Consider the following 22,919-nt stretch of genomic DNA (forward strand, 5'->3'; position numbering starts at 1 on the left):
GCACAGAGCGGGTCTCGAGACCGCGACGCCAGCCAGAACGAGATAGCCCAACAGCGCGCGAGTGCGGCGCGAAGCGGGCAACGGAACCCGCGCGCCGTCACGCGTCAGTTCGAGTTCGCCAAAGAGGCGAATGCTCAGTGGTCCGCACGAAGCGTCAGCAATGTCGAGTTTTCCCACGCTGGCTCCAACGCTCAATACAACTTTCGAGGCGCACGCTGATTTCGTGAAACGGCAATCATCGGATCGTCGCTCTCACGCAGATTACTATCAGAGCGGAATGCGCTGCTACCGGGAATCACTGGAGGCGAAAATGGCTAACTACCAAGGCAAGCTGTCGGCATACCTCGGCCTGCTGGTGCATGGGCGGGGGGGTTGAAGTCGGGAGCAACGCAAGCCGGATTTGACATGCTCCTGCTGTACGGAGCACTGGCTAACAACCCGCTGTCCGCACGGCAGCTCGCGAAGAGGACGGGGACTGATCGGGCGGCAGTGCACGGGTGGTTGGGGGTGCAGGTCACGCTTGGTCATCTACAGTACGATGCGGCGCGTCAGCGGTACTGGATGACACAACAACAGGCGTCAGCAGTTGGCCGGAAGCCAGGCCTCTCTTCTGTACCCGTTGCTTTCGAGGCCTCAGCAAGCCAAACCGGCCCGTTCGCCCGGTGATGCGACACGCGGCGGCAGCCGCGACTTCGGCGGCCGCTTGCCCCGCTCCCACTTCGCCACAGCAGCCATCCGGAACTTCGGTGAACAGGGGTTCTCCGCCATGAAGCGTCACTCGCCTCCTCCGTCGGGCGGACATTCAGACGTCGCATCCGCACTGCGAACGGTCATCGACCGCCGCCGAGAACACACTGCCCGTCGAGCAGTTTCGCGTCGATTTCAGGCGCGTCAGGGAGCCCATATGAGAAGCGGCCACTACCGCCGAGTCAAAGTAGGCGCAAAAAGCAGAGGTATCGGCATGCGCCCACAAGTCGAGCAGCTATTCTTCAGACGCTACGACTAACGCAGTCAAGGTCGGCTCTGCAGATCGTCGTCGGCCATCCCGCGCCCGACGCGGAAAGGGGGTTGTATGTCGCGTCCAAAGCTAACTCGGAGCGCGCGACGCGCAGTTCATCGTGGGCAGTCAGACGGGCGCCTGTGGCTCGCCATCGGTATTTCTGTCACCGGGCTGTTCTTTGCCCATGCGACGCTCGCAGCGGGCGTCCTTCCCGCCGGCACCTCGGTCGATGTCACCACGACGGGCGCCAACGGCGCGACGGGCGACCTGGGCGTCGCGTCGAGCCTGCGCTGGTCTGGTCCGGCTTCGCTCACGCTCGCCGCAAACCACGACGTCTCGGTGACGACGGGTACGACCATCGCCAACAACGGTGCGGGAAATCTGATCTTACGCGCCGACGCCTCGGGTATCGACAACGGCGGCAGCGTGCGCAGCGGCGGAACCGTCGACTGGTCGAACAGCACAGGCATCGTCAGCGTGCTGTACGACATGAATGGCAGCGCGACGCTCGGTACGATGCGCGGAAACACGGCGTGGACGGCGCCCTTCGATAGCGGGCTCGTTGACCAGATCACGGCCTACTGGCTGGTGAATACACGCAGCGACATCCTGAACATCGCGGGAGATCTGGCAGGCAACTACGCGCTCGGCAAAGATGTCGATGCAACGAACCCCGGTGCCCCGCCGAACGTGCTCGTCGGCGATCTGCCGACGCCGTTCACCGGCCAGTTCGATGGCATGGGCCGGGCGATCTCGAATCTGACCGTAAGTGCTACGTCGGAGATCTTCGATTTTTCGCCTCACGCCGTCGGGCTCTTCGGTGTGATCGGTCCGACGGCGGTCGTGCGCAACGTCACCGTGAACGGCCGTGCGGGCGGCGATGAGGCCCTGCTCAATGCCAGCATGGGCATCCTGGCCGCCATCAATCACGGCACGATCGCTAATGCACATTCTAGCGGCAGTGCCGGCACATTCGATGGCCCCGGCGCTGGTGGCCTCGTGGGGTACAACGACGGTCTCATCACCCGGTCGTCGAGCAGCGCGGGCGTCGGGCACTCGGGCGGAGGCCTTGTCAATGGAAATGGCGAAACGGGAGTGATCCGGCAGTCGTTCGCGACGGGCGCCGTCGAAGGTTTTGCTCACGTCTCATACGTGGGCGGCCTCGTGAACGTCAACTCGGGCACCATCACACAGTCGTATGCGACGGGCCCTGTGACCTACAACCCGAACTATTGCGGGCACTTCGGCGGCAACGTCTGTGATGCGGGAGCGGGCGCATTGGTGGGCTGGAACCTGGGCACAGGCAAGATCACGCAGTCGTTCGCGACAGGCATGATCATCCAGGACCTCGGACCGACTGGCGGCCAGCTGCCTGCGCATCTGCGGATAGCGAAGGGATTGAGCGCGCGAGTGCAGCACGGCGAATTCGCCGGCTCGCCGTCCCGACTCTGCTACACGCATTCCTGCATTCCTGCGCTCGCTCAGGTAACGGGCACGAACTCTCCTTCGGCGAAGAACCACGCCGACATCGTCCGTGCCAGTTCGAGCATGACCTCCGCGTCGGTCCGGCCGGAGGACGCGCGCACGTGTAACGAATGATCTGCGTCGTCCACCACATGCAGGGTGGCGCGTGACCCGAGGGTCTCGACGACCGACTTCAGGAGGTGAAACTCGGCCAGCTTGTCGCGCGTACCCTGCAGGAAAAGCATGGGCACCGTGACGTCCGCCAGGTGCCGTGCCCGCTCCACGCCGGGCGCGCCCGCCGGGTGCAGCGGGAATGCGACGAAAGCGAGGCCACGCACACCGTCGAGCGGGGAGATGGCCTGGGCCTGGGACGTCATGCGGCCGCCGTACGACCTGCCGCCGGCGAAGAGCGGCAGGGCTGGCAGCCGCCGGCGGGCCTCTGCGACGGCTGCCCGCACGGCAGCATGTGCCACGGCCGGCGAGTCCACCCGCCTGGAGCCCCGCTCCATGTACGGAAACTGGTAGCGCAATGTGGCGACATTGGACGCCGCAAGCGCGTCGGCCAAAGTCGACATGCCGGCGTGCTGCATGCCCGCCCCGGCACCGTGCGCGAAGACATACAGGGCTCGCGCGTCCTCCGGCACTCGGAGGAGCGCAGAGACCTTAGTGCCGTCGGGCAGTGCTATGGAAAGCGATTCTGGGTCGTCCATCGTATTCAGGTCGTGTCGTTGTGGCCTTAGCGCCGATTCTGCATCAATGAGGCACCGGGGAGCGGTTGCGGCGGCATCCGGCGAGCAAATTGCGGAGGACACTGCGTTAACCCGGCCCAATTGCGGTCATTGATCGTGTCGTGTTCCAGGACTCTTTTGACTCCATCAACAGACGCTCAAAGCGGTCGAAGCGCCGTTGGGCCGCTGAAGCCATTGTTGCGACCGCGGAGAGTCTGATCCGGCTTGGCTTGCTCGGCCAATCAACGGAGATTACCTAGGGCAACCGTTGCGCTGCTCCGCCCATTTGAGAAGGGCGTCCAGAGCGGGACAGAGTGCTTGTCCCCAATCAGTCAACCGGTATTCCACCTTGGGCGGCACCTGGGCATAGAGCTTTCTTGCCACGATCCCGTCCGCCTCCAACTGGCGTAGCTGCTGCGCGAGCATCTTTTGCGAAATGCCAGGGACGAGCTTCTCCAGATCAGAGAAGCGCTGCACCTTGCCATCGAAAAGGTGGAACAGGATGACCAGCTTCCAGCGCCCTTCCAGCAATTTCAGCACTGCTTCGACACCGACTGCGGCCGTGTCGGGGGTGTATTCCTTTCCCATAGGTAGGTAACTTACTTTTCCGTGCGTTCTTGTTCAATAGTAAGTTTATAGCGAAAATTCCTGTATCGACACTTTGCCCTCAGCGGCTACTGGCATGGACATTTCACTACCCGATGCGGTCTCCACTTTTTTTCAGGTGAGCAATGGTGCCGCGCCTTCATCGCTGCGACGTGCTTTTTCCGAAAAGGCCGTTGTCCACGATGAAGGCCAGACGTATCAGGGACACGAAGCAATCGAAACCTGGCTGGCGGAAGCGCAGCGCAAGTATGGCTATAGCGTAGAGCCGTTGACGTTCGTGCAAGACGACGCCGGCGTCACTGTCGTGGCTCAATATGCTGGCAACTTCCCCGGAGGTCTCGCCGACCTGAAACATGTATTCCGGCTCACGGACCACAAGATTGAATTTCTGGAGATCCACTGATGACCACGACCCGCGAACTAACGGGCAAGCGTGTGCTGGTCACGGCTGGCACGAAGGGCGTTGGCCGCGCCGTCGTCGAACTGCTCGGCGAACTCGGCGCGCGCATTCTGACGACGGCTCGTGCCAAGCCGGACTTCATTCCCGACGCCATGTTCGTCGAAGCCGACCTCACTACGCCGGAGGGTTGCGCCACCGTAGCACAGGCCGTCGAAAGCCGGCTGGGTGGCGTGGACGCCATCATCCATGTCCTGGGCGGATCGTCAGCCCCGGCAGGCGGTTTTGCCGCGCTGGATGAAACCGAATGGCAGAAAGAACTGAATCTCAATCTGTTTCCAGCCGTACGACTGGATCGGGCGTTGTTGCCGAAGATGATTGAGCAACGTGCAGGCGTCATCATCCACGTCACGTCCATCCAGAATCGTTTGCCCTTGCCGGAATCAACCACGGCTTATGCTGCCGCCAAGGCTGCACTGTCCACGTACAGCAAGAGTCTGTCGAAGGAAATCACGCCTAAGGGCGTGCGCGTCGTGCGCGTGTCGCCGGGATGGGTGGAAACCGAAGCGGCAGTTGCGCTGGCAGAGCGGCTTGCCAGCCAGGCCGGTACGGATTACGAAGGCGGCAAGCAGATCATTATGGACGCGCTGGGTGGCATCCCGCTCGGACGGCCGTGTAAGCCGGCGGAAGTCGCGAACCTGATCGCGTTTTTGATCTCGCCGCGTGCGGCGGCGATCAGCGGGGCAGAGTACGTGATCGACGGCGGAACGATTCCCACCGCGTAAGACTGATCCATCGGGACACCGATACGATCCTGCGGCACTCATCGCCCGGGCACCCTGTGCGTCCTGGTGTACCGCTGCTGCGTTGGGGCGTGCGCTCCGCGCCGCGGAAGCCGCTGCCATCCGGTCTTGACCCGTGACGCCTTTGGCCCTCGCGGGCCTGCGCGCTCCGCTTGCCGATAGTGAAGCTGCGAGGGCGAGTCGTAAGGCTGTCGGTTTCCATCGCCGTTTTGAGGCGTCGAGCCCGTTGCAATATAAGAAGCGAATCCGATTGTTGCACGCGATCGCTGCTGGTTCGTAGTCACGACGGTGCGACGTCGATTGTCTTCAGCGCATAGATTAGGCTCGCCTGTTCGGTCTGCCATCCTCAAGTGACCTTGCGAAGGCCATCCAAAAACTTCGGCGCGCATACTCACCGCACAAACCAATGCCGCAGGACGGTCTGTGCCATAGCATCGAGGGTTCACAACGCACTTTCGGGAGAAGGAAGGCTGTCGACAGGCGCCGAAAAATCTCCCTCACGTATCGCTTTCCGTTTTGTAGCCGATCCAGTTACAGAGTGTCGAGTCAACCGGGATGTTCCAGTGCCTGATATGTGGTCGTCAAAGGACACTGGCAAGCTGGGTGCAACAGGCTGTTTAGGGTCGTCAAGACTCGTTCGCAGTTCCGGGAAGCCGACATTCGAATGCACCGCATCGCGACAGCAAAGCGGCGAGCTGCAGACGCATGGCGGCCGAATGGCGAGCGTCGGCAATGGCCGACAATCGCCCGTTGAGCATCGGACGGGTTTCGGAGTGGATCAGCCGTTCGACTAACCGCTGCGCACAGGCGAGCAGAGGAAAGTGGCCGCCCTCTGTCCGACGCGATCGCCCGGAACCGACCCACTTCTGCCGTTAGACGGCTAATCATGCCAACGGCAGTTTCGCAGGCAAAATGGTCATCTATGTTCCAGCGGCCGCTGACATCGTCTCTGCCATATGGAACGCCATGCGTAGTACGTCGCAATGCGCGCTCGGCGCCTGCAGACAATGTCCGCGTGCTGAATCGATAAAAAGCCACGCCCGACCCGCTCCGAAGATTTGGGTTCGGTGTGCAAAGCACCGAAAATGGTGCACTCAGCTAGCTGACGAAGGGCAGCTTCTCGTTGCGCGCAGTCGCGAGCATCGACAGCGTGATCTTTCTCACCTCGAGCTTGCTTTGCGTAATGTGAGCGCGCAGCAGGATGGCAGCCTCGCCAAACTTGCCACGATCGATGAGATGGAGCATCGCCGAATGCTCGTCATACGTCGCGCTCGTGCGATGCGCCTTGAGAAAATCGAGCCGCCGCACGATGCGGATGCGCTCGGTCACTTCGTTGTGCACGCGCAGCATCTCATTGTTGCCGGCAGCACTCACGAGGCCGCGGTGAAAGCCCTCATCGAGCACGAACATCGTCGCCGGACGGCTTTCGCGTTCCCGTTCGTCAACGCACCATATTGCTCGCAACGCATCCATGGCATCGTGTGGGGCACCCGAGAGCCGCTCGAGCGCCGCCAGTTCAAGAACGATGCGCAGGTCATACAGCTGGTCGAGTTGATTGAAGTCGATATCGCAGACTTTCCAGCCGCGCCTGAAGCCCACCACGAGATAGCCTTCGCGTGCGAGACGGAAGAGCGCATCGCGCATCGGCGTGCGCGACACGCCGTAGTGCTGGGCAATATCGTTTTCGGAAAAGCGGTCGCCGGGAAACAGCCGAAAGCTGAAGATGTCCTGCTTGATCAGCTGGTACACCTGCTCGGCAAGAGGGTTCGCGCTATAGACCACCTTCGTGCCGGATGCTGCGGAGGATTCGGCGGCGGCTTCGGTCAAGTCGTGCATGAGTCAGGTATCGATTACGTCGAGAGTGGTGCGGCGCGTCGGTGAGGTGGTGGGCGACAGGACCGCCTCCCTATTATCCGCCCTTAAACGGTCTCGATGAGGCTGACGTGCGCCGCCACAATCATCCAGCCGCCGAACCTATCGTTTGCCTCATTCAGCCGTGCCCAGGTCTGCATCTGGCGGCCCGTCAAAGGCGTCGTGTCGCTCGTGAACTCAGTGCTCACCGTCGCGTAGTCGCCGCCAAACGTCGTCACCACGGTGCGGTGCAACCGGCGCGAGCGGGGCACCGGCACGCAGGTTTGCCGCCAGCGACGGATCGCGTCGCCACCATGCTGGATTTCGGCGATGCCATAGCGCACCGTCACGGGTGCGTCCCAGAATAAGGCGTTCATCGTCTCGACATCGTTGTCGACGAGCGCGCGCTCGTAAGCCTCGAAAGCTGCCGCGACCTGCGCGACGATCTCGGGCCGGTTCACTTCCATCATCAGTTTGCCCCCAGCAGTGCATCGAGCGGAGCGGTCCAGCCGACGATGCCGCCCTGCGAATGAATCATTGCAATCGTCGCTTCGCGAAACGCCGGTAGGTAGCTCGCCGTCGCGTCCTCGACCAGCAGACACTCGTAGCCCCGATCGTTGGCCTCGCGCATCGAAGTCTGCACGCAGACCTCGGTCGTCACGCCCGCGAACACGAGATGCGTGATGCCTCGAATCGACAGTTCCTCGCCGAGCCGCGTGGCGTAGAAAGCGCCTTTGCCGGGCTTGTCGATGACGAGTTCGCCTTCGATCGGCGCGAGCGGGTCGATGATCGCGTTGCCGGGCTCGCCGCGCACGAGGATGCGGCCCATCGGTCCTTCGTCGCCAATGCGCGCATTCGGCATGCCGCGCATGCGTTTGGCCGGCGGGCAGTCGGACAGGTCGGGTGCGTGCGATTCGCGGGTGTGCACGACCTGCCATCCCGCCGAGCGCGCATGCGCGAGCAGCCGCGCGACGGTCGGCACGATGCCTGAAAGCAGCGATACGTCGTTGCCGAGTGCCTCGCCAAAGCCACCCGGCTCGATGAAGTCGCGCTGCATGTCGATCACGACGAGCGCCGTATGACCCGCGTCGAAAGTGAACGGCATGGGCTTTGCGCTGGCGATGGTTGTCATCGCGACATTTCTCCGTTTGCGTTGTGCTTCGTTCGCGTGGCGCTCAGGCGCTTGCGTGCAGCTCGGCCGGCTCAGCCGTCTGCGGCCTGCCTTCGTCGCCGTGGCCCGCCATATGACGCCCAAGCACCACTCGATCCGCCTCGCTTGCTGCAGTCTCGTAGATGAGACGTCCCTCGGCCATCACCACGATCCGGTCGGCAAGCTCCAGCAGCTCGTCGAGATCTTCGCTCACGAGCAGTACAGCCGCACCGGCATCGCGCGCCGCGAGAATGCGGGCGTGGATGTCCGCCACGGAGGCAAAGTCGAGTCCGAACACAGAATTCGCGACGATCAGCACGTTCACTGCGTGCCCAAGTTCGCGCGCCAGCACGGCTCGCTGTATGTTGCCGCCCGACAGCGTGCCGATGGCGCGCTCGGGCAGCGGAGGCCGCACGTTGAATTCTGCAATCAGCCGCTCGGCGCGCGAGCGCATGGCGCGACGATCGAGCCACCATCCGCCGCGTCGCAGCGGCGCGCGGTCGAAATCCCGCAACGCCATGTTCTCGGCCACGCTCATGCCTGCCACGCAAGCATTGCGCAGCGGTTCCTCGGGAAGGGCGAACACGCGCATGCGTGTCATCTCCACGCGCGTCGCGGCATAGGGCGAACCTTCTACGGCCATCGCGCCCGACTTGACCTTGCGCTGCCCAACGAGCGCTTCGATCAGTTCCTTCTGACCGTTGCCGGACACGCCCGCAAGCCCGAGGATCTCGCCCGCGCGCACGCTCAGCGACGCCTCGCGCACGGCGGCGTGCCCACGCTCGTCGACGACCGAAAGGCTCGATAGCGAGAGCCGAACCAGAGCGTCGGGTGAGTGCGGCCGGCGCGCAAGCCTGAACTCGTCGGTGACTTCAGCGGCGCCCTCACGCGTTTGCGCGCTTGCGTCGCTGCCCATCATCCAGGCGGCCAACCGGTCGCGGTCGGTGTCGGCCACCGCGCAGGTGCCGACGAAGCGGCCCTTGCGCAATACCGTGACGTTGTCCGAATAGGCCATTACCTCGCGGAACTTGTGGGTGATCATCAGCACCGTGAGGTCGCCGCGCGAGGCAAGCGTGCGCATGAGGCCCAGCACTTCGTCGGCTTCCTGCGGGGTGAGCACGGAGGTGGGCTCGTCGAGAATCAGGAAGCGCTGCTCCAGATACAGCTGCTTGAGAATTTCCAGCTTCTGCTTTTCTCCCGCCGCGAGTGACGAAACCGGCGCATCGAGTTCGAGGTGAAACGGCATCCGGCGCATGAAGGCGTCGAGCGCTCTGCGCTCTGCCGCCCAGTCGATCTTCCATGACAGGTTGCCGCGCGCGAGGAGCAGGTTCTCCGCGACGCTGAGCCCGGCCGCGAGCGTGAAATGCTGATAGACCATGCCGATGCCGAGCGCTTGTGCATCGCGCGGGGAAGCGATGTGCACCTCGCGTCCATCGGCCACGATCGTGCCGTGATCGAGCAGGCCGTAGCCTACGAGCCCCTTTACGAGCGTGCTCTTGCCTGCTCCGTTCTCGCCGAGCAGCGCGTGAACCGTTCCGGGAGCGACCCTGATCGAAACGTCATCGAGTGCGCGGAACGATCCGAACGACTTGCTCGCGCCTATCACCTCGACGCCGAGCGCGCGTGTCGCGGTGCTCATGGTCACTGCTCCAGGGCAGCGACAAGCGCCGCCGAACTGGACACCGTGCCGAACACGCCGCCCTGCATCAGGACCATGTTCAGCGCGGCGTCGTGGTTGCCCTTGTCGGTCGCGCCGCAGCAGTCCGCGAGCAACGTGCATTCGAAGCCGCGGTCGTTTGCTTCGCGCATCGTCGTGTGGACGCACACATCCGTCGTGATGCCAGTGAGCACGAGATTCGCAATGCCGCGCGTGCGCAGGATCAGTTCGAGGTCCGTCGCGCAGAATGAGCCTTTGCCAGGCTTGTCGATGATGATTTCGCCCGGCAGTGGCGTGAGTTCGTCGATGATTTCCCAGCCCGGCTCGCCGCGCACGAGTATGCGGCCGCACGGTCCCATGTCACCGATGCCGATACCGTTCGTGCCCGCCTGGCGGCTGCGCCAGCGCTTGTTTGCGGGCAGATCGGACAGATCCGGCCGATGCCCTTCACGGGTGTGGATGATCGTGAAGCCGAGTTCGCGCATCAGCCCCAAAACGCGCTTGATCGGCTCGATCGGTGCGCGCGTGAGCGAGAGGTCGTAGCCCATCTTTTCGACGTAGCCGCCGTATCCGCAGAAGTCGGTCTGCATGTCGATGATGACGAGCGCCGTGTTGTCGGGGCGCAGGTTCCCGTCGTAGGGCCAGGAATAGGGGCGGGCTTCGATGGTTCGGGTCATGTCGATTCTCCGGGCGGGCGCCTTCGCGATCACGCGATTCTGGATTCAGTCGGTCGGAAGCGGTTCGCGCTCAGCGCGTCAGGCTCAGCTCGCCGGGGGCGCCCGCCAGCGTGCGGTCCGGCCGGCAGTTGATGATCATGAGCGCGAGCGTCAGCACGTAAGGGGCGGCGTTGAACAGGTAATAGCCGCTGGTCACGCCGATTGCCTGCAGGGCGGGGCCAAGCGCTCCGGCAGCGCCAAACAGCAGCGCAGCCCAAAGACAGCGCAGCGGCTGCCAGCGCGCGAAGATCACGAGGGCGACGGCCATCAGGCCTTGGCCGCTCGAAAGCCCCTCGTTCCAGCTACCGGGATAGACGAGCGAGAGATAGGCACCACCCACGCCCGCGAAGAGCCCGCCAACCGCCGTCGCGATGACACGTACCCGCGTGACGGGATAGCCCATTGCACGCGCGCTCTCGGCGTTCTCGCCGACGAGCCGCAGCGTCATGCCCCAGCGCATCGAGCGCAGTCCCCACTGCAAGGCGACGGCAAGCACGACCCCAATCACGAAGAGCAGATTGATATGCAGCGCGTTGTGCACTTGCTGCGAGGCGGCCCACGCGCCGAGATCGATCGACGGGAGCATCGCTGCCTGCGGCTCGATGAACGGCTTGCCGAGATAGAACGCCAGGCCGGTGCCGAACAGCATGAGCGCGATACCGAACGCGATATCGGAAACACGCGGCAGCGAGCACACCAACCCATGCAGGCAGCCGAGCACCAGACCGGCCGCGGCCGCCGCGAGCACGCCGATCCACGGCGAACCCGAGAGATACGAGCCCGCATAGCCGCACATGGCGCCGGAGACGAGAATGCCTTCGAGACCGAGATTCACGCGGCCTCCTTTCTCGGTCAGGCACTCGCCGAGGCTCACGAACAGATACGGCGTACTCACGCGAATGGCCCCCGCGAAGAGCGAAATCAGCAGCACCGCAGCGGGCGAATGAAGGTCAGACATGGCGGGTACGCTCCTGTGAAGCAGACGGGGCGTCGAGCGCGGCGACCTGAAGTTTCATGCGCAAGCCGGCAAGACCGGGAGCCAGTGCCTCCCAGGCCAGCAGGTTTGCGAAAAGCAGGCCTTGCAGCACGAGCGTGGCGGCGTCGGGCAGGCCGAGGCGGCGTTGCAGCAGACTGCCGCTCGCCTCGATGCCGCCGACCATCAGCGCGCACACGATCACGGCGAACGGATTCTGGCGTGCCGCGAACGCGACAAGGATGCCCGCATAGCCGTAGCCCGAGAGCAGCGACGCGTTCGCGCTGCCTTGCACGGCCGCGACTTCGAACATTCCGGCAAGGCCGGCTGATGCACCGCCTAGCGCGCAGGCGGTGAGCGCGAGCCCGCCCACAGGCAAGCCGACAAGGCGCGCCGTGCGCACATTGCCACCCGTTACGCGCATGGCGAAGCCGAGCGTGCTGTGACGCACGAGCACCCAGGCAGCGAGACACGCGAGCACGCCCCAGAAGAGGCCCCAGTGCACGTCGAGTCCCGGCAGCGGGCCGATGCTCATGGCGTCGGGGAGGGGCAGCGTCGAAGGTTTGTTGAGACTCGCGGGATCGCGCAGCGGTCCTTCGACGAAAAACTTGAAAACGGCGATGGCGATATACGACATCAGCAGGCTGCTGATGGTCTCGTTGACACCACGCCATTGACGCATCGCGCCCACCGCGCTGATCCACAGGCCGCCCGCCAGCATGCCTGCAATCGCCATCAGCGGCGTCGCGACGATCCACGGCGTAGCATGCGGCAGGCACTGCGGCACGACGGCGGCCGCGAGCCCGCCCAGCGCGAGCGCGCCTTCGCCGCCAATCACGATCAGGCCAACCTGGGCAGGCAGCGCGACGCACAGAGCCGTGAGCATGAGCGGTGCGGCACGCAGCAAGGTGTTCTGCCATGCGAACGACGAGCCGAACGCGCCTTTGCCAATGAGACCAAGCGCCTCGATGGCCGGCTGCCCCTGCACGAGCAGGAAGATGCCGAAGATCGCCAGAGTTGCCACGATTGCACATACGGTCGGCAACGCGGGCAACAGGGCAAGCAGCAGGCGCGCGAGACTTGCAGGCAGTCTTCGCGACGGCCCGTGAGCGGGAGAAAGGGAAGCGGACATCACGACTCCTGACGAAGGCGCTTGCGGTCCTCAGATCTGGCCAACCACACCGGCAACCAGATAATTCATGCTTTCAAGCGCGATATCGGTCTGTGCGTAGCTCGTGCCGGCCGCAATGGCGCTGCCGCCCTTGTTGTCCTTCATCGGCCCCTTGAAGATGACGTAGTCGCCCGCGACCATCTTCGCCTTCGCGGCGTCGGCTTGCGTGCGCGCATCGGGAGTCACCTTCGCGCCGTACGGCGACATCTTCACGAAGCCTTCGCGCAGGCCGCCGCGAAGAATGTTCGGCTGCGGCTTGCCCGTCTGCGCGTTTGTGACGAGCAGTTTGTAGGGCGTCGCCCAGTCCCATTCGGCGCCCGTCAGATAGCCCTTCGGAGCCAGCGCCGCCTGGCTTGCGTGGTAACCGCAGCTCATCGCGCCGCGTTTCTCGGCTGTCTCGATCACGACCTTGGGTCCGTCCACGTGACACGTGAGCACGTCGCAGCCTTGATCGACGAGGCTGTTCGCGGCCTCCGCCTCCTTCACCGGCATCGACCAGTCGCCCGTGAAGATCACGTGCGTGGTGATCGACGGATCCACCGACTGCGCGCCCAGCGTGAACGAATTGATGTTGCGCAGCACCTGCGGAATAGGCTTGGCCGCGACGAAGCCCAGCTTCTTCGTCTTGCTCGCATGGCCTGCCGCGACGCCGTTCAGATACTGGCATTCGTCGATATAGCCGAAGTAGCTGGAGATGTTGGCCGGATTGCCGCTCTTCCAGAGACCGCCGCAGTGGGCGAAGCGAACCTTCGGATATTTGGCGGCCATCTTCAGCACATGGGGAGCGAAGTAGCCGAACGAGGTCGCGAAAATGAGCGTCGCACCGTCCTGCTCGATCATCGCCTCCATGGTCTTTTGGGCAGCGACGGTCTCGGGCACGTTCTCCTCCTCGACGACCTTTACGTTCGGCAGCTTCTTGATGACAGCCGCAGCCTGCGCTTGTGCCTGGTTGTAACCGTAGTCGCCGCGTGAACCGACGTAGAGGACGCCGAGCGTAAGCGGCTCGGCACCGAAAGCGAGGTCGAACGGGAATGTGCTGCTTAGGACGAGGGCGCCAGCGCCCTTGAGAAAATCGCGACGGTCTGTCATGGTTGGACTCCTCGTGAGTTCAATGCATAAAGTCAGGTTTGCAGATCGGATTGGGCTTGCGTTTCAGCCGCCGTTGCGAGCCATGCACGCCAGCCGCCGAACGCAGTGATGTCGTGTGCGCCGCTGCCTGGTGCGACCGCTGAGGGCTCGCTGATAAAGCCCTTAACGATGAGTCCATCGGCTGTCTGTACGCTGCCGATGCCGAGCGGCGCTGGCACGTGGGCAACGAATGCGCCGAAGCTGCGCAGCGGCACTTCCCAGAGCTCGATTTCGATGGGCTGGCCGGCCTCGTGCGGCGTATGCACCAGAGCGGGCTTGGCCGGTTTCGTGCCGGCGAGCGCGTAAAGGCGGTAGTGCGAAGACGTGGTGGTGGTCTCGACGAAACGCGCGCCAGCCTCGAGCAGTTGCCAGCAGAGCGGCTGCCCGCGCAGATGAGCGCCGACCACGGCGAGCTTCACCGTCGGCTCTTCGAAGGGCAGCGGTCGCGCGGCGATGCTGCCAGCGTCGTCGGGTGTGGCATGCGCCATGAAGAGCGCCTGGATGCGTGCGCCCAGCACTGCCAGGCGGTGGTCGGCGCCCGCTGGGGCGATCAGCGTCACGCCCGCTGGCAGGCCGTCCGCCCGGCGAATGCCCGGCACCGCCAGAGCGCACAGATCGAGCAGATTCACGAAATTGGTATAGATGCCAAGCTGGCTGTTCGACCCGATCGGGTCCGCACGCACTTCGTCGAAGGTTGGATGCGTGGGCGTGGTCGGCACGATGAGGACGTCGATCGCCTCGAACAGCGTTTCCACTTCGCGCCGCAGGGCGGCGAGTGCGTACTGCCCGTTGAACGCGTCGACGGCGCTGTAGCCGTCCGCTTTCGCAATCACCTCGGCGACAACCGGATCGATGTCGGCGCGATTCGTCTCGAAGAAGGAACCGAGCGCGGCACGACGCTCCGCTACCCATGGGCCGTCGTAAAGCAGCGCGGCAGTTCGCTGCATCGGTTCGAACGGCACGCTTGTTGGCGAAAGCGCAAGCCGCGAAGCAATCGTGTCGAGCGTGGCGGCAAAGGCCTGACGAGCCTGCCCGTCGCCGTGGAAGGTCAACTGCTCCGGTACGGCGAGGCGCAGCGGTGCATGGGGCAGTCCGAGTGGCGGCACTCGGCGCGCATAGCCATCGTCTCCATCGTACTTCGCCATCTGCAGTAGGACCTCCCAGGCGTCGCCCACGTCATGCGCGAAGATCGACACGCAGTCCAGGCTCCGGCACGCCGGTACCACGCCCCGCTTGCTTACGAGACCAGGCGTCGGCTTGAGGCCCACGAGCTCGTTGAAGCCCGCCGGAACACGCCCCGAGCCAGCGGTATCCGTGCCGAGCGAGAACGCAGCGAGTCCAGCCGCAACAACGATCGCCGAGCCAGAGCTCGATCCGCCGGAGATGTGCGCATCGGATTCGAACTGTCGCACGGCGCCATAGGGCGAGCGTGTGCCGACAAGGCCTGTGGCGAACTGGTCGAGATTCGTCTTGCCGATGAGGATGGCGCCGGCGTCGAGCAGACGATCGACGGCGAATGCCGAGGCTGCGGGCGTGTAAGCAAAGGCGTCGCAGGCCGCGGTGGTTGGCATGCCGGCGACGTCGATGTTGTCCTTCACCGCGAACGGTACGCCGAACAGCGGCATCCGCTCAAAGATCGCGGCGCCCAGGCGCCCGCGCGCATCTTCGAGCGCGGCAGCCCGGCTGGCGAGATCGGCGGCACTCACGCGCGATATCCAGACTTCAGGGCGACAGGAGGCTTCGATCCGGGCGATCAGCGTGTCGACGATGTCGCGAGGCGTCGTGCTTTTGGTGGCGTAGGATTCGAGCAGTGCTCGAACCTTGAAGAAGGCGTCGGGAAGCATGCGTTCAATCTTGAATACAAGTTTGGGCTCATGCTTGCAGCAAATGTGCCAAGGAGGGTAACTTGCCAGAAAGTCCTTGCCGGGCAACGATTTTCACATTGGCCTGAACGCTGGTACTTGCCTACCTGTGATCCAGCGTGGGTCGCGATTGGTTAGGGTTGGTGCACGTGTCCCGCTCATCGTGCACTACCCAAGGAGAAGGGCGCGCGCGGTGGTCCGCCCGGCTATCGCGCCATGGTGGTCACCCACCGGATTCTGGCGCTGGGCCGGAGGGCGGTTAATCTGGCAACATCACACCGATGCCGGGACATCTGGATTAGCGTGCAGTAGGGATGCAGTTCCGGGTCAGTTGCCGCTGACCGCGAGCTTCCGGATTTGGCCAGCGGTTCTTCGGTTGGAGCCGGCTATTCTGGCCGGCCGCTGAAGATCGGGTTCCGGTTGTGAATGCGGCACAGGTTCCAAGAGTCGTGCTCCGGAGGAGTGCTTTGACGTGTGCCTGCTGGCTCGCGTCGCGTACAGATCCGAAACCTGACGGTCGTTCTTTGCACGCAATTCGGCCAAAGCGGACGCTCGCCAGTCACACGCTTTGTGGCTGCTGCATGACGGCGGATTCAACCGGTCGATGCAACACAATGAACGCTGCATGAGCGGCGGGAGTGTTGCAAATGAAACAGCGACACCGGATTTACTACAGCGAGAAGCAGAAAGCGCTGATGTGGGAGCGCTGGCGAAAGGGTGAGTCTCTCGAGCATATCGCCCAGCTCTTCGATCGCCACCACTCGTCCGTGCAGCGGATCATCGGCGAAGCCGGTGGAATCCCGCCGGCAAAGCGACATCGTTCGCGGCTGGCGCTAACATTAGCCGAGCGGGAAGAGATATCGAGCGCGCTTGTTGCTGGCGATTCGATCCAGTCAATCGCCAGTCGGCTTGCGCGGGCTCCCTCTACCATCTGCCGCGAGATCAAACGCAACAGTGGGCAGGATGGCTATCGGGCAAGTCACGCCGATCAGCTTGCCTGGGATCGGGCGCAGCGGCCCAAAGTCTGTAAGCTGGTCGAACACCGGATGTTGGCACGCATCGTGGCAGACAAACTTCAACTGGAGTGGTCGCCCGAGCAGATCGCGGGATGGCTCAGGCGCGCGTACCCGGACAACGAGGATTACCACGTGTCACACGAGACCATCTACCGCAGTCTCTTCATCCAGGCCCGTGGTGTCTTGAAGAAGGAATTGCTCGAACATTTGCGGCGTACCCGGGTCATGCGGCGTTCCCGCCATTACACGCAGAAGACGGGCGACCACGGCAGGATCCGCGACACGGTGTCGATCAGCGAACGTCCAGCCACGATCGAGGACCGCGCAGTGCCGGGACATTGGGAGGGTGATCTGCTTTGCGGCAGCGGGAGCAGCCAGATTGCGACGCTCGTCGAGCGCCAGACACGCTATGTGATGCTGGTGAAGATTGCCAGCAAGGACAGCGAGGTGGTTGCCGATGCGCTCATCAAACATGCCTGCAAATTGCCCCAGGAACTCTACAAATCGCTAACCTGGGATCGCGGCACTGAGATGGCCAGCCACAAACGCTTTACTGTTGCCACGGACATTGCCGTCTACTTCTGCGACCCACAACATCCCTGGCAGCGTGGGTCGAACGAGAACACGAATGGACTGTTGAGGCAATACTTCCCGAAAGGTACCGACCTGTCGGTGTATTCACAGACTAGGCTCAATGCTGTGGCGAGACGGCTCAATGAACGTCCGAGGAAGACACTGAATTACGAAACGCCAGCCGAGCGGTTTAACCAAACTATTGCATCGACCGGTTGAATCCGCCGACCCTTTGCTGTCATTGACGATCAGGTGCAGGTGCTTGTCCACATCGGCGAAATGCGAATGGGTCTTCACGACCGAGGGACTGATATGACTTTCCGTGTCAATCGCGATCGGTTCTCGGTCTGGGTACATCTGAATTTCCTGAGGGCGACGTAGCAGTACGTCTCGACGGTGGGTCACACTGATATCCGCGGGTTGGTTACCGCATTACTGTGGTCCGCCCTATGAGCCTGCCGCTACCTAAAGTCGCAAGTCGCATAAGATGTGTTGCATAGTCCAATCGCGGGTTGCTCGGGTGCCGGGCTACGCCGCCTTCAGGAAACTCTCCGTGTCCTCGTTAAGATGAGATAGTGTCAGACCGGCCTGGCATCTTTCGGTATGGCGAGAGACATCGCCAGTCTGCCGATGTCCCAGATAAACCCTGAGAGCTCTCGCGCAACGGCAACCACGCCGGTGTTCACATTCTTGCCGCGCGCTGCGAGCTTGCGATATCGCCGGCATAGCCGCAGCTGGGCATCCCATGCGCGGTCAATGATCGGTTTCGGAATTCCTTCATGGCGGCGTTGGATGTCGGGGCTCACCCGAGCGGGGTATCTGTAACTCCACGCAGCCTCCACGAGCAGCTTTCTTGCATAACTGTTCCCGTTTTTTGTAATGCTGCCTTGACGGCGCCGCTCGCCTGACGAGTGTTCGGAGGGCGTCACCCCGAGCCAGGCCATCAGCTGTCGCGGATGCTCGAATCGCGACAGGTCACCCAGTTCGGCGAGCATGCCAACGGCCGTGGTGAACTGGATACCGCGCATGGTCTGCAGTCCCAGTACGGCCGGATAGAAGCGCCAGTTGACGACAGCCTCGCGTAGTGCCGCCTCGAGGCGGTCGCATTGGGCGAGTCTGTCTTCAATGGTGCGGCGGCACTCGTCAAAGGCCAGTTGTTGCCAGTGGTTGGGGAATACGAAGGTGCTGATCCACCGTCGATGTGCCGGCCCCCAGTTCGCGCTGCCGGTGTAACGAATACCATGAGAGAGCAGAAACGACTTGAGGCGCTGACGCGCGTGCTTGAGATCCGCTTTGGCGGCGGCCCACGCGCGGGCCAGGTCCCGGAATGCCTCATCTTCGACGCCTGGCACGTAGACTGACGAGAGATCACCTGCACGCAACGAGCGCACGAGTTTGAGTGCGTCGCGGCGGTCAGTCTTGACCCGCTCGCCTGGTTTCTTCGGAATCAGCGACGGGGCACATACCACGCAGTCGAATCCCTTCTGCACCAGTTGCCGGTAGAGGCCATAGCCGCATGGCCCTGCTTCGTAGACGATGCGAACGTGCGTCGCCTTGGACTGCATGCGCTGGCACAGGCGATCGATGTCTGTCTTCGAAGTGCCGATCTTGCCCAGCAATTCCACCTCGCCTATCCCGACGGCGTAGGCTGCCGTGATGGATTCCTTGTGGACATCCAGACCGACGTACACAGTGCTATCGTGTCCCATGCTGGCCTCCGTGCTGGAAATCGCCGGGTGTCGCCCTCGTGCACACCATGCGGCTCTGGCAGCAATGCTAACCCGCGTCTGGTTTCTCACGGCGGGCCAGCCACCACATCACGGAAAGTCATACTGCCTAAACCGCTCGCGCGGTAAGGGGCTGCGGCCGGCGGTAGTAGCAATGGAGAGGAAACCGACTCTGTTCTCATGTTGATGGGCGAGGTAATTCGCCTCGCCGTTCAACGGGAGCAGAGTCATGACTGATACCCTCCAGACTGTCAGCCCACTGCGCCAGCGCATGATCGACGACATGCGTATGCGCCATCTGGCGCCGAAGACGCAGGCCGGTTATCTGCGCATCGTACGCGAGTTCACCCGGTTTCTGGGGCGCCCGCCCGACACCGCCACCGTCGAGGATCTACGGCGTTACCAGCTGCATCTGGTCGACCACGGCACGTCGCCCGTGTCGCTCAATGCGGCGATCACCGGACTGAAGTTCTTCTTCGAGATCACGCTTCACGAACCCGAACGGATGGCCCGGATGCAGCCGGTGCGCGTGCCCCGCACGCTCCCGGTCGTGCTCAGTCCGGACGAAGTGGGACGCCTGATCGCTGCGACCGGCAACCTGAAGCACCAGACCGCACTGTCAGTCGCCTACGGCGCCGGCCTGCGTGCCAGTGAAGTGGTGGCGCTGAAGGTCGGCGACGTGGACGGCCAGCGCATGACGCTGCGCATCGAGCAGGGCAAGGGCCGCAAGGACCGTTACGCCATGCTCTCGCCGGTACTGCTTGAACGCCTGCGTGTCTGGTGGCGCGTGGCGCACGCGCAGGGCCGGATGCTGGAGGGCGGCTGGCTGTTTCCAGGCCTCGACCCGGTCGATCCGCTCAGCACACGGCAGCTCAACCGCGCCATCCACGCCGCCGCCGTCGCTGCAGACATCAACAAACGTGTCTCGATGCACACATTGCGACACAGCTTTGCGACCCACCTGCTGGAGCAGAAGGTTGATATCCGTGTCATCCAGGTCCTGCTGGGCCACAAGAAGCTGGAGACGACCGCGCTCTATGCCCAGGTCGCGACGGACCTGCTGCGCGAAGTGATCAGTCCGCTGGAGAAGCTGCACAACAACAGCTGAAACACGGCGCACTGCCGTGCCCGAAGTCGCGGACGTCTTCCGCGCGCATGGGCCCGCGTGGCGACAGACCGTACAGCTGAGCCTGGGACAGCTGAAGGTCATGTCGGCGATCGAACAGTGCCGCAGCGCGGCGCTGGGTGGGCACGTGTTGCGCTGTTGTGGCTGCGAACAGATCGAGGTGGCCTACAACTCCTGCCGTAACCGCCATTGTCCGAAGTGCCAAGGGAGCGCCGCGCACCGGTGGCTCGAGGCACGTCAGGCCGATCTGCTACCGGTCGGGTATTACCACGTGGTCTTCACGCTGCCTGCGGCGATCAGCGCGATCGCCTGGTACAACAAGTCGATCATCTACGGGCTGCTGTTCGACGTTGCCGCCGAAACCCTGCGTACCATCGCCGCCGATCCGAAGCATCTGGGCGCGCGGATTGGCGCCACGCTGGTGCTGCATACGTGGGGTTCGGCGCTGACGCACCATCCTCACGTACATGGCATCGTTCCCGGAGGAGGCCTCGCGCCTGACGGTGAACGGTGGGTCGCATGCCGGCCCGGCTTCTTCCTGCCAGTACGTGTGCTCTCGAGGCTGTTCCGGCGGCGCTTCCTGGAAGAACTCACCCATGCCTGTCGCCGGGGCCAGCTACGCTTCTTTGGCGAGTACGCTGCACTTGCCGATCCCGCGGTCTTTACCCGGTGGCTTGCGCCACTGCGCGCCTGCGAATGGGTGGTGTATGCGAAGCGCCCGTTCGCTGGTCCTGAGGCAGTACTCGCGTATCTGTCGCGCTATACGCATCGCGTGGCCATCTCCAACCAGCGCCTCGTCACGTTCGACGAGCGCGGCGTGACCTTCCGCTGGAAGGACTATCGGGCCAGCGGCCGCACACGCCACAAGACGATGACGCTTGCGCCCCAGGAATTCATGCGACGCTTCCTGCTGCATGTGCTGCCCGGGGGCTTCCACCGCATCCGCCATTACGGTCTGCTCGCCAACCCGGTGCGCCGGCAGAACCTGGCGACGATACGCGCGCTGTTGCACGCTCCGGCAACCATTGCCGCCAGTAAAGACGCGTCAGCCCAGACAACGGCACCGACATTTGTCTGCCGGCATTGCGGCGCACCGATGGTCATCGTCGATATCCTGCCGCGTAGCCACCCGATTCGCGCGCCACCTGGTTGCAGAGGTGATGCGTGAACCAGAATGACCAGGTATCTTCAGTCCGACTGTCGGCTCCTCGGCAACGAGCGCCAGCAGGAGACGTTTGTGTGCATCTCGCCAGGCAGAAGTTGCCGCCTGTCGGCAGTCGCGACCAATGCGCTGTGCGACGGCATCGCAACTTCATCGGCATCAGGCCAGCCTCGGCTTCGTCCGATCAACGCGTGATCAGCCGGGCCACGCGATCACTTCAATCCCCATAACCGCCTCGGTACACCCCGCGGTTTCCTCCCTCGAGCGTTGTCCAACGCCTGCCCGCATACGCCGTCGCTTACTCACGCGGCAGCAGACATGGGCAGGCGTCGAACAACGCTTAACGGTCCGATTCGCGCGCCACCTGGTTGCAGAGGTGATGCGTGAACCAGAATGACCAGGTATCTTCAGTCCGACTGTCGGCTCCTCGGCAACGAGCGCCAGCAGGAGACGTTTGTGTGCATCTCGCCAGGCAGAAGTTGCCGCCTGTCGGCAGTCGCGACCAATGCGCTGTGCGACGGCATCGCAACTTCATCGGCATCAGGCCAGCCTCGGCTTCGTCCGATCAACGCGTGATCAGCCGGGCCACGCGATCACTTCAATCCCCATAACCGCCTCGGTACACCCCGCGGTTTCCTCCCTCGAGCGTTGTCCAACGCCTGCCCGCATACGCCGTCGCTTACTCACGCGGCAGCAGACATGGGCAGGCGTCGAACAACGCTTAACGGTTACAGCCGGTCGACGCTCGCTGGTCCACGGGCAGATGGCAGGACCGAAGCGGCCGCGGGGGTGTCGACTTTCCGGAAAGCGCGGACAGCAGCTCTTGGCCGGACTCAAAAGGTCAAATCTGGTTCGAGAAACGCCAAACCTCAAATTCAGTTTCTGGCGGTCTTTCCCTGGCTCCAATCATCCCAGGGCGGATCATTGCCGAACGCTTCGGCAAGATAATCGACGAACCGCCGCACTTTGAACGGTATCCGGTGAGCGCTCGGATAGACCGTCTGCACTACCAGCTCGGTGGCGCGGTATGCCGGCAGCAGCGCGACGAGTTCCCCATTGCGCAGATGCTCCCCAAAGACGAATGTCGGGCCGTACACAATACCGGCGCCCGCGAGCGCGGCCGACAGCAGCATCTGCATGTTGTTGGCCGACACCCGCACGGGTCCTTCGATAATATGTGCACGCCCCTTCGCATCGAACAACGTCCAGTCCCCGGCGGATACCGCTTCGCTGAACGCGAGTCTGGGCGCCTGAAGCAGATCCCGCGGCTTGCGCGGTGTTCCATGCCGATCGACGTACGCGCGCGATGCGCATATAACCATCCGGCAAGGGGCGACCCGGCGTGTTACCAGCGCCGGATTCTCCAGTCGCCCGATCCGGATAGCGACGTCGATGCCCGCATCGAGCAGATCGACATAACGATCCCCGAGCACGACCTCGACATTCGCCTGCGGATGGTCCTCGACGTAGCGCGCAACGACTTGTCCGAGATGCATCGCACCGAACGTGACGGGCGCGGCGACGCGCAGAACGCCCCTGGCCGTGCCGTGTGAATCGCTAGCCTCCCGATTGGCTTCGGCGTACGTCTCGAGAATTTGCTTGCAACGCTCGTAGTAAGCCTGGCCCGGGTCCGTCAGGCTCAGCCGCCGCGTCGTGCGTTGAAGCAGTCGCACATTCAGCCGTGCCTCGATCTCACTTACATGCTTGCCCGCCATCGCGGGCGAAAGCCCGAAACGCCGCGCGGCAGCCGCGAAGCTGCCTTCTTCCACGGCCACAACGAACACGCCAAGACTGGTCAGTCGATCCATA

The 22,919-nt window shown here is 63.4% G+C and carries 21 protein-coding genes; 8 read left to right on the forward strand and 13 right to left on the reverse strand.

Features of this window, described 5'->3' with window-relative positions:
* The first annotated feature begins 160 nt into the window (after positions 1-160).
* The 3 genes from QFZ94_RS10630 to QFZ94_RS10640 all read left to right on the forward strand — a co-directional run bounded on the left by QFZ94_RS10630 (position 161) and on the right by QFZ94_RS10640 (position 2,599).
* Entirely contained in the window at positions 161-376 is a 216-nt protein-coding gene (locus QFZ94_RS10630; RefSeq protein WP_429457799.1) for a hypothetical protein, read from the forward strand.
* Positions 377-405: 29 nt separating this feature from the next.
* Positions 406-666 carry a hypothetical protein gene (locus QFZ94_RS10635; RefSeq protein WP_429456731.1) on the forward strand — a complete coding sequence of 87 codons (261 nt, stop codon included), beginning with the start codon at positions 406-408 and terminating at the stop codon, positions 664-666.
* A gap of 406 nt (positions 667-1,072) precedes the next feature.
* Positions 1,073-2,599, forward strand: coding sequence for a hypothetical protein (locus QFZ94_RS10640; RefSeq protein ID WP_429456733.1), 1,527 nt, complete (start codon positions 1,073-1,075; stop codon positions 2,597-2,599).
* Here QFZ94_RS10640 and QFZ94_RS10645 read toward each other — a convergent pair.
* Entirely contained in the window at positions 2,482-3,174 is a 693-nt protein-coding gene (locus QFZ94_RS10645) for an alpha/beta hydrolase family protein (RefSeq protein ID WP_429456735.1), read from the reverse strand. The genes QFZ94_RS10640 and QFZ94_RS10645 overlap by 118 nt on opposite strands.
* Positions 3,175-3,444: 270 nt before the next feature.
* On the reverse strand, positions 3,445-3,780 hold the full coding sequence (locus QFZ94_RS10650; protein WP_429456737.1) for a winged helix-turn-helix transcriptional regulator: 336 nt from the start codon (positions 3,778-3,780) through the stop codon (positions 3,445-3,447).
* Between the two features lie 94 nt (positions 3,781-3,874).
* Here QFZ94_RS10650 and QFZ94_RS10655 point away from each other — a divergent pair, with 94 nt between their 5' ends.
* Both QFZ94_RS10655 and QFZ94_RS10660 read left to right on the forward strand, forming a co-directional pair.
* Positions 3,875-4,201 carry a nuclear transport factor 2 family protein gene (locus QFZ94_RS10655; protein WP_429456739.1) on the forward strand — a complete coding sequence of 109 codons (327 nt, stop codon included), beginning with the start codon at positions 3,875-3,877 and terminating at the stop codon, positions 4,199-4,201.
* Positions 4,201-4,980 carry an SDR family oxidoreductase gene (locus tag QFZ94_RS10660; RefSeq protein WP_429456741.1) on the forward strand — a complete coding sequence of 260 codons (780 nt, stop codon included), beginning with the start codon at positions 4,201-4,203 and terminating at the stop codon, positions 4,978-4,980. The genes QFZ94_RS10655 and QFZ94_RS10660 overlap by 1 nt, the downstream gene beginning before the upstream one ends.
* Before the next feature lie 1,116 nt (positions 4,981-6,096).
* Here QFZ94_RS10660 and QFZ94_RS10665 read toward each other — a convergent pair.
* From QFZ94_RS10665 to atzF, 9 genes are all read right to left on the reverse strand, one after another.
* The gene (locus QFZ94_RS10665; protein ID WP_008919499.1) at positions 6,097-6,834 is read right to left on the reverse strand and encodes a GntR family transcriptional regulator; all 738 of its coding nucleotides are present in this window, start codon (positions 6,832-6,834) and stop codon (positions 6,097-6,099) included.
* An 83-nt stretch (positions 6,835-6,917) separates the two neighbouring features.
* The gene (hpxZ, locus tag QFZ94_RS10670; protein ID WP_429456744.1) at positions 6,918-7,319 is read right to left on the reverse strand and encodes an oxalurate catabolism protein HpxZ; all 402 of its coding nucleotides are present in this window, start codon (positions 7,317-7,319) and stop codon (positions 6,918-6,920) included.
* The gene (locus QFZ94_RS10675) at positions 7,319-7,981 is read right to left on the reverse strand and encodes a cysteine hydrolase family protein (RefSeq protein ID WP_429456746.1); all 663 of its coding nucleotides are present in this window, start codon (positions 7,979-7,981) and stop codon (positions 7,319-7,321) included. The genes hpxZ and QFZ94_RS10675 overlap by 1 nt, the downstream gene beginning before the upstream one ends.
* A gap of 43 nt (positions 7,982-8,024) precedes the next feature.
* A complete protein-coding gene (locus QFZ94_RS10680; RefSeq protein ID WP_429456748.1) occupies positions 8,025-9,638 on the reverse strand; it encodes an ABC transporter ATP-binding protein in 1,614 nt (537 codons plus the stop codon).
* A 2-nt stretch (positions 9,639-9,640) separates the two neighbouring features.
* Positions 9,641-10,333 (reverse strand): biuret amidohydrolase, encoded by a 693-nt coding sequence (gene biuH / locus QFZ94_RS10685; RefSeq protein WP_368582085.1) that lies wholly within the window; start codon positions 10,331-10,333, stop codon positions 9,641-9,643.
* 70 nt (positions 10,334-10,403) lie between these two features.
* Positions 10,404-11,330, reverse strand: a complete 927-nt coding sequence (locus tag QFZ94_RS10690; RefSeq protein ID WP_368582084.1) for an ABC transporter permease — start codon at positions 11,328-11,330, stop codon at positions 10,404-10,406.
* Positions 11,323-12,477, reverse strand: coding sequence for an ABC transporter permease (locus tag QFZ94_RS10695; protein WP_429456751.1), 1,155 nt, complete (start codon positions 12,475-12,477; stop codon positions 11,323-11,325). The genes QFZ94_RS10690 and QFZ94_RS10695 overlap by 8 nt, the downstream gene beginning before the upstream one ends.
* Positions 12,478-12,507: 30 nt before the next feature.
* Complete coding sequence (locus tag QFZ94_RS10700; protein WP_429456753.1) at positions 12,508-13,605, reverse strand: BMP family ABC transporter substrate-binding protein; 1,098 nt, start codon at positions 13,603-13,605, stop codon at positions 12,508-12,510.
* 32 nt (positions 13,606-13,637) lie between these two features.
* Entirely contained in the window at positions 13,638-15,488 is a 1,851-nt protein-coding gene (gene atzF, locus QFZ94_RS10705; RefSeq protein ID WP_429457761.1) for an allophanate hydrolase, read from the reverse strand.
* A 665-nt stretch (positions 15,489-16,153) separates the two neighbouring features.
* Here atzF and QFZ94_RS10710 point away from each other — a divergent pair.
* Positions 16,154-17,314, forward strand: coding sequence for an IS30 family transposase (locus QFZ94_RS10710; RefSeq protein ID WP_429455971.1), 1,161 nt, complete (start codon positions 16,154-16,156; stop codon positions 17,312-17,314).
* A gap of 359 nt (positions 17,315-17,673) precedes the next feature.
* Here QFZ94_RS10710 and QFZ94_RS10715 read toward each other — a convergent pair whose 3' ends face one another.
* On the reverse strand, positions 17,674-18,804 hold the full coding sequence (locus QFZ94_RS10715; RefSeq protein WP_184229108.1) for an IS110 family transposase: 1,131 nt from the start codon (positions 18,802-18,804) through the stop codon (positions 17,674-17,676).
* Between the two features lie 247 nt (positions 18,805-19,051).
* Here QFZ94_RS10715 and QFZ94_RS10720 point away from each other — a divergent pair, with 247 nt between their 5' ends.
* Entirely contained in the window at positions 19,052-19,930 is an 879-nt protein-coding gene (locus QFZ94_RS10720) for a tyrosine-type recombinase/integrase (RefSeq protein WP_429455595.1), read from the forward strand.
* Between the two features lie 16 nt (positions 19,931-19,946).
* Positions 19,947-21,116: an IS91 family transposase gene (locus QFZ94_RS10725; protein WP_429455915.1), complete on the forward strand. Its 1,170-nt coding sequence runs from the start codon at positions 19,947-19,949 to the stop codon at positions 21,114-21,116.
* An 869-nt stretch (positions 21,117-21,985) separates the two neighbouring features.
* Here QFZ94_RS10725 and QFZ94_RS10730 read toward each other — a convergent pair.
* Positions 21,986-22,918 (reverse strand): LysR family transcriptional regulator, encoded by a 933-nt coding sequence (locus QFZ94_RS10730; RefSeq protein ID WP_429456755.1) that lies wholly within the window; start codon positions 22,916-22,918, stop codon positions 21,986-21,988.
* Position 22,919 lies beyond the last annotated feature (1 nt).

The organism is Paraburkholderia sp. JPY465, from assembly GCF_050436725.1.
In the GTDB taxonomy this organism is placed as follows: Bacteria; Pseudomonadota; Gammaproteobacteria; order Burkholderiales; family Burkholderiaceae; genus Paraburkholderia; species Paraburkholderia youngii.

Coding starts and splice junctions, on each gene's coding strand:
- QFZ94_RS10630 (WP_429457799.1), top strand. CDS start 161: ATGTCGAGTTTTCCCACGCTGGCTCCAACGCTCAATACAACTTTCGAG.
- biuH (WP_368582085.1), bottom strand. CDS start 10,333: ATGACCCGAACCATCGAAGCCCGCCCCTATTCCTGGCCCTACGACGGG.
- QFZ94_RS10700 (WP_429456753.1), bottom strand. CDS start 13,605: ATGACAGACCGTCGCGATTTTCTCAAGGGCGCTGGCGCCCTCGTCCTA.
- QFZ94_RS10690 (WP_368582084.1), bottom strand. CDS start 11,330: ATGTCTGACCTTCATTCGCCCGCTGCGGTGCTGCTGATTTCGCTCTTC.
- QFZ94_RS10640 (WP_429456733.1), top strand. CDS start 1,073: ATGTCGCGTCCAAAGCTAACTCGGAGCGCGCGACGCGCAGTTCATCGT.
- QFZ94_RS10665 (WP_008919499.1), bottom strand. CDS start 6,834: ATGCACGACTTGACCGAAGCCGCCGCCGAATCCTCCGCAGCATCCGGC.
- QFZ94_RS10695 (WP_429456751.1), bottom strand. CDS start 12,477: ATGTCCGCTTCCCTTTCTCCCGCTCACGGGCCGTCGCGAAGACTGCCT.
- QFZ94_RS10715 (WP_184229108.1), bottom strand. CDS start 18,804: ATGGGACACGATAGCACTGTGTACGTCGGTCTGGATGTCCACAAGGAA.
- hpxZ (WP_429456744.1), bottom strand. CDS start 7,319: ATGATGGAAGTGAACCGGCCCGAGATCGTCGCGCAGGTCGCGGCAGCT.
- QFZ94_RS10660 (WP_429456741.1), top strand. CDS start 4,201: ATGACCACGACCCGCGAACTAACGGGCAAGCGTGTGCTGGTCACGGCT.
- QFZ94_RS10655 (WP_429456739.1), top strand. CDS start 3,875: ATGGACATTTCACTACCCGATGCGGTCTCCACTTTTTTTCAGGTGAGC.
- QFZ94_RS10650 (WP_429456737.1), bottom strand. CDS start 3,780: ATGGGAAAGGAATACACCCCCGACACGGCCGCAGTCGGTGTCGAAGCA.
- QFZ94_RS10680 (WP_429456748.1), bottom strand. CDS start 9,638: ATGAGCACCGCGACACGCGCGCTCGGCGTCGAGGTGATAGGCGCGAGC.
- QFZ94_RS10710 (WP_429455971.1), top strand. CDS start 16,154: ATGAAACAGCGACACCGGATTTACTACAGCGAGAAGCAGAAAGCGCTG.
- QFZ94_RS10645 (WP_429456735.1), bottom strand. CDS start 3,174: ATGGACGACCCAGAATCGCTTTCCATAGCACTGCCCGACGGCACTAAG.
- QFZ94_RS10720 (WP_429455595.1), top strand. CDS start 19,052: ATGACTGATACCCTCCAGACTGTCAGCCCACTGCGCCAGCGCATGATC.
- QFZ94_RS10675 (WP_429456746.1), bottom strand. CDS start 7,981: ATGACAACCATCGCCAGCGCAAAGCCCATGCCGTTCACTTTCGACGCG.
- QFZ94_RS10635 (WP_429456731.1), top strand. CDS start 406: ATGCTCCTGCTGTACGGAGCACTGGCTAACAACCCGCTGTCCGCACGG.
- atzF (WP_429457761.1), bottom strand. CDS start 15,488: ATGCTTCCCGACGCCTTCTTCAAGGTTCGAGCACTGCTCGAATCCTAC.
- QFZ94_RS10730 (WP_429456755.1), bottom strand. CDS start 22,918: ATGGATCGACTGACCAGTCTTGGCGTGTTCGTTGTGGCCGTGGAAGAA.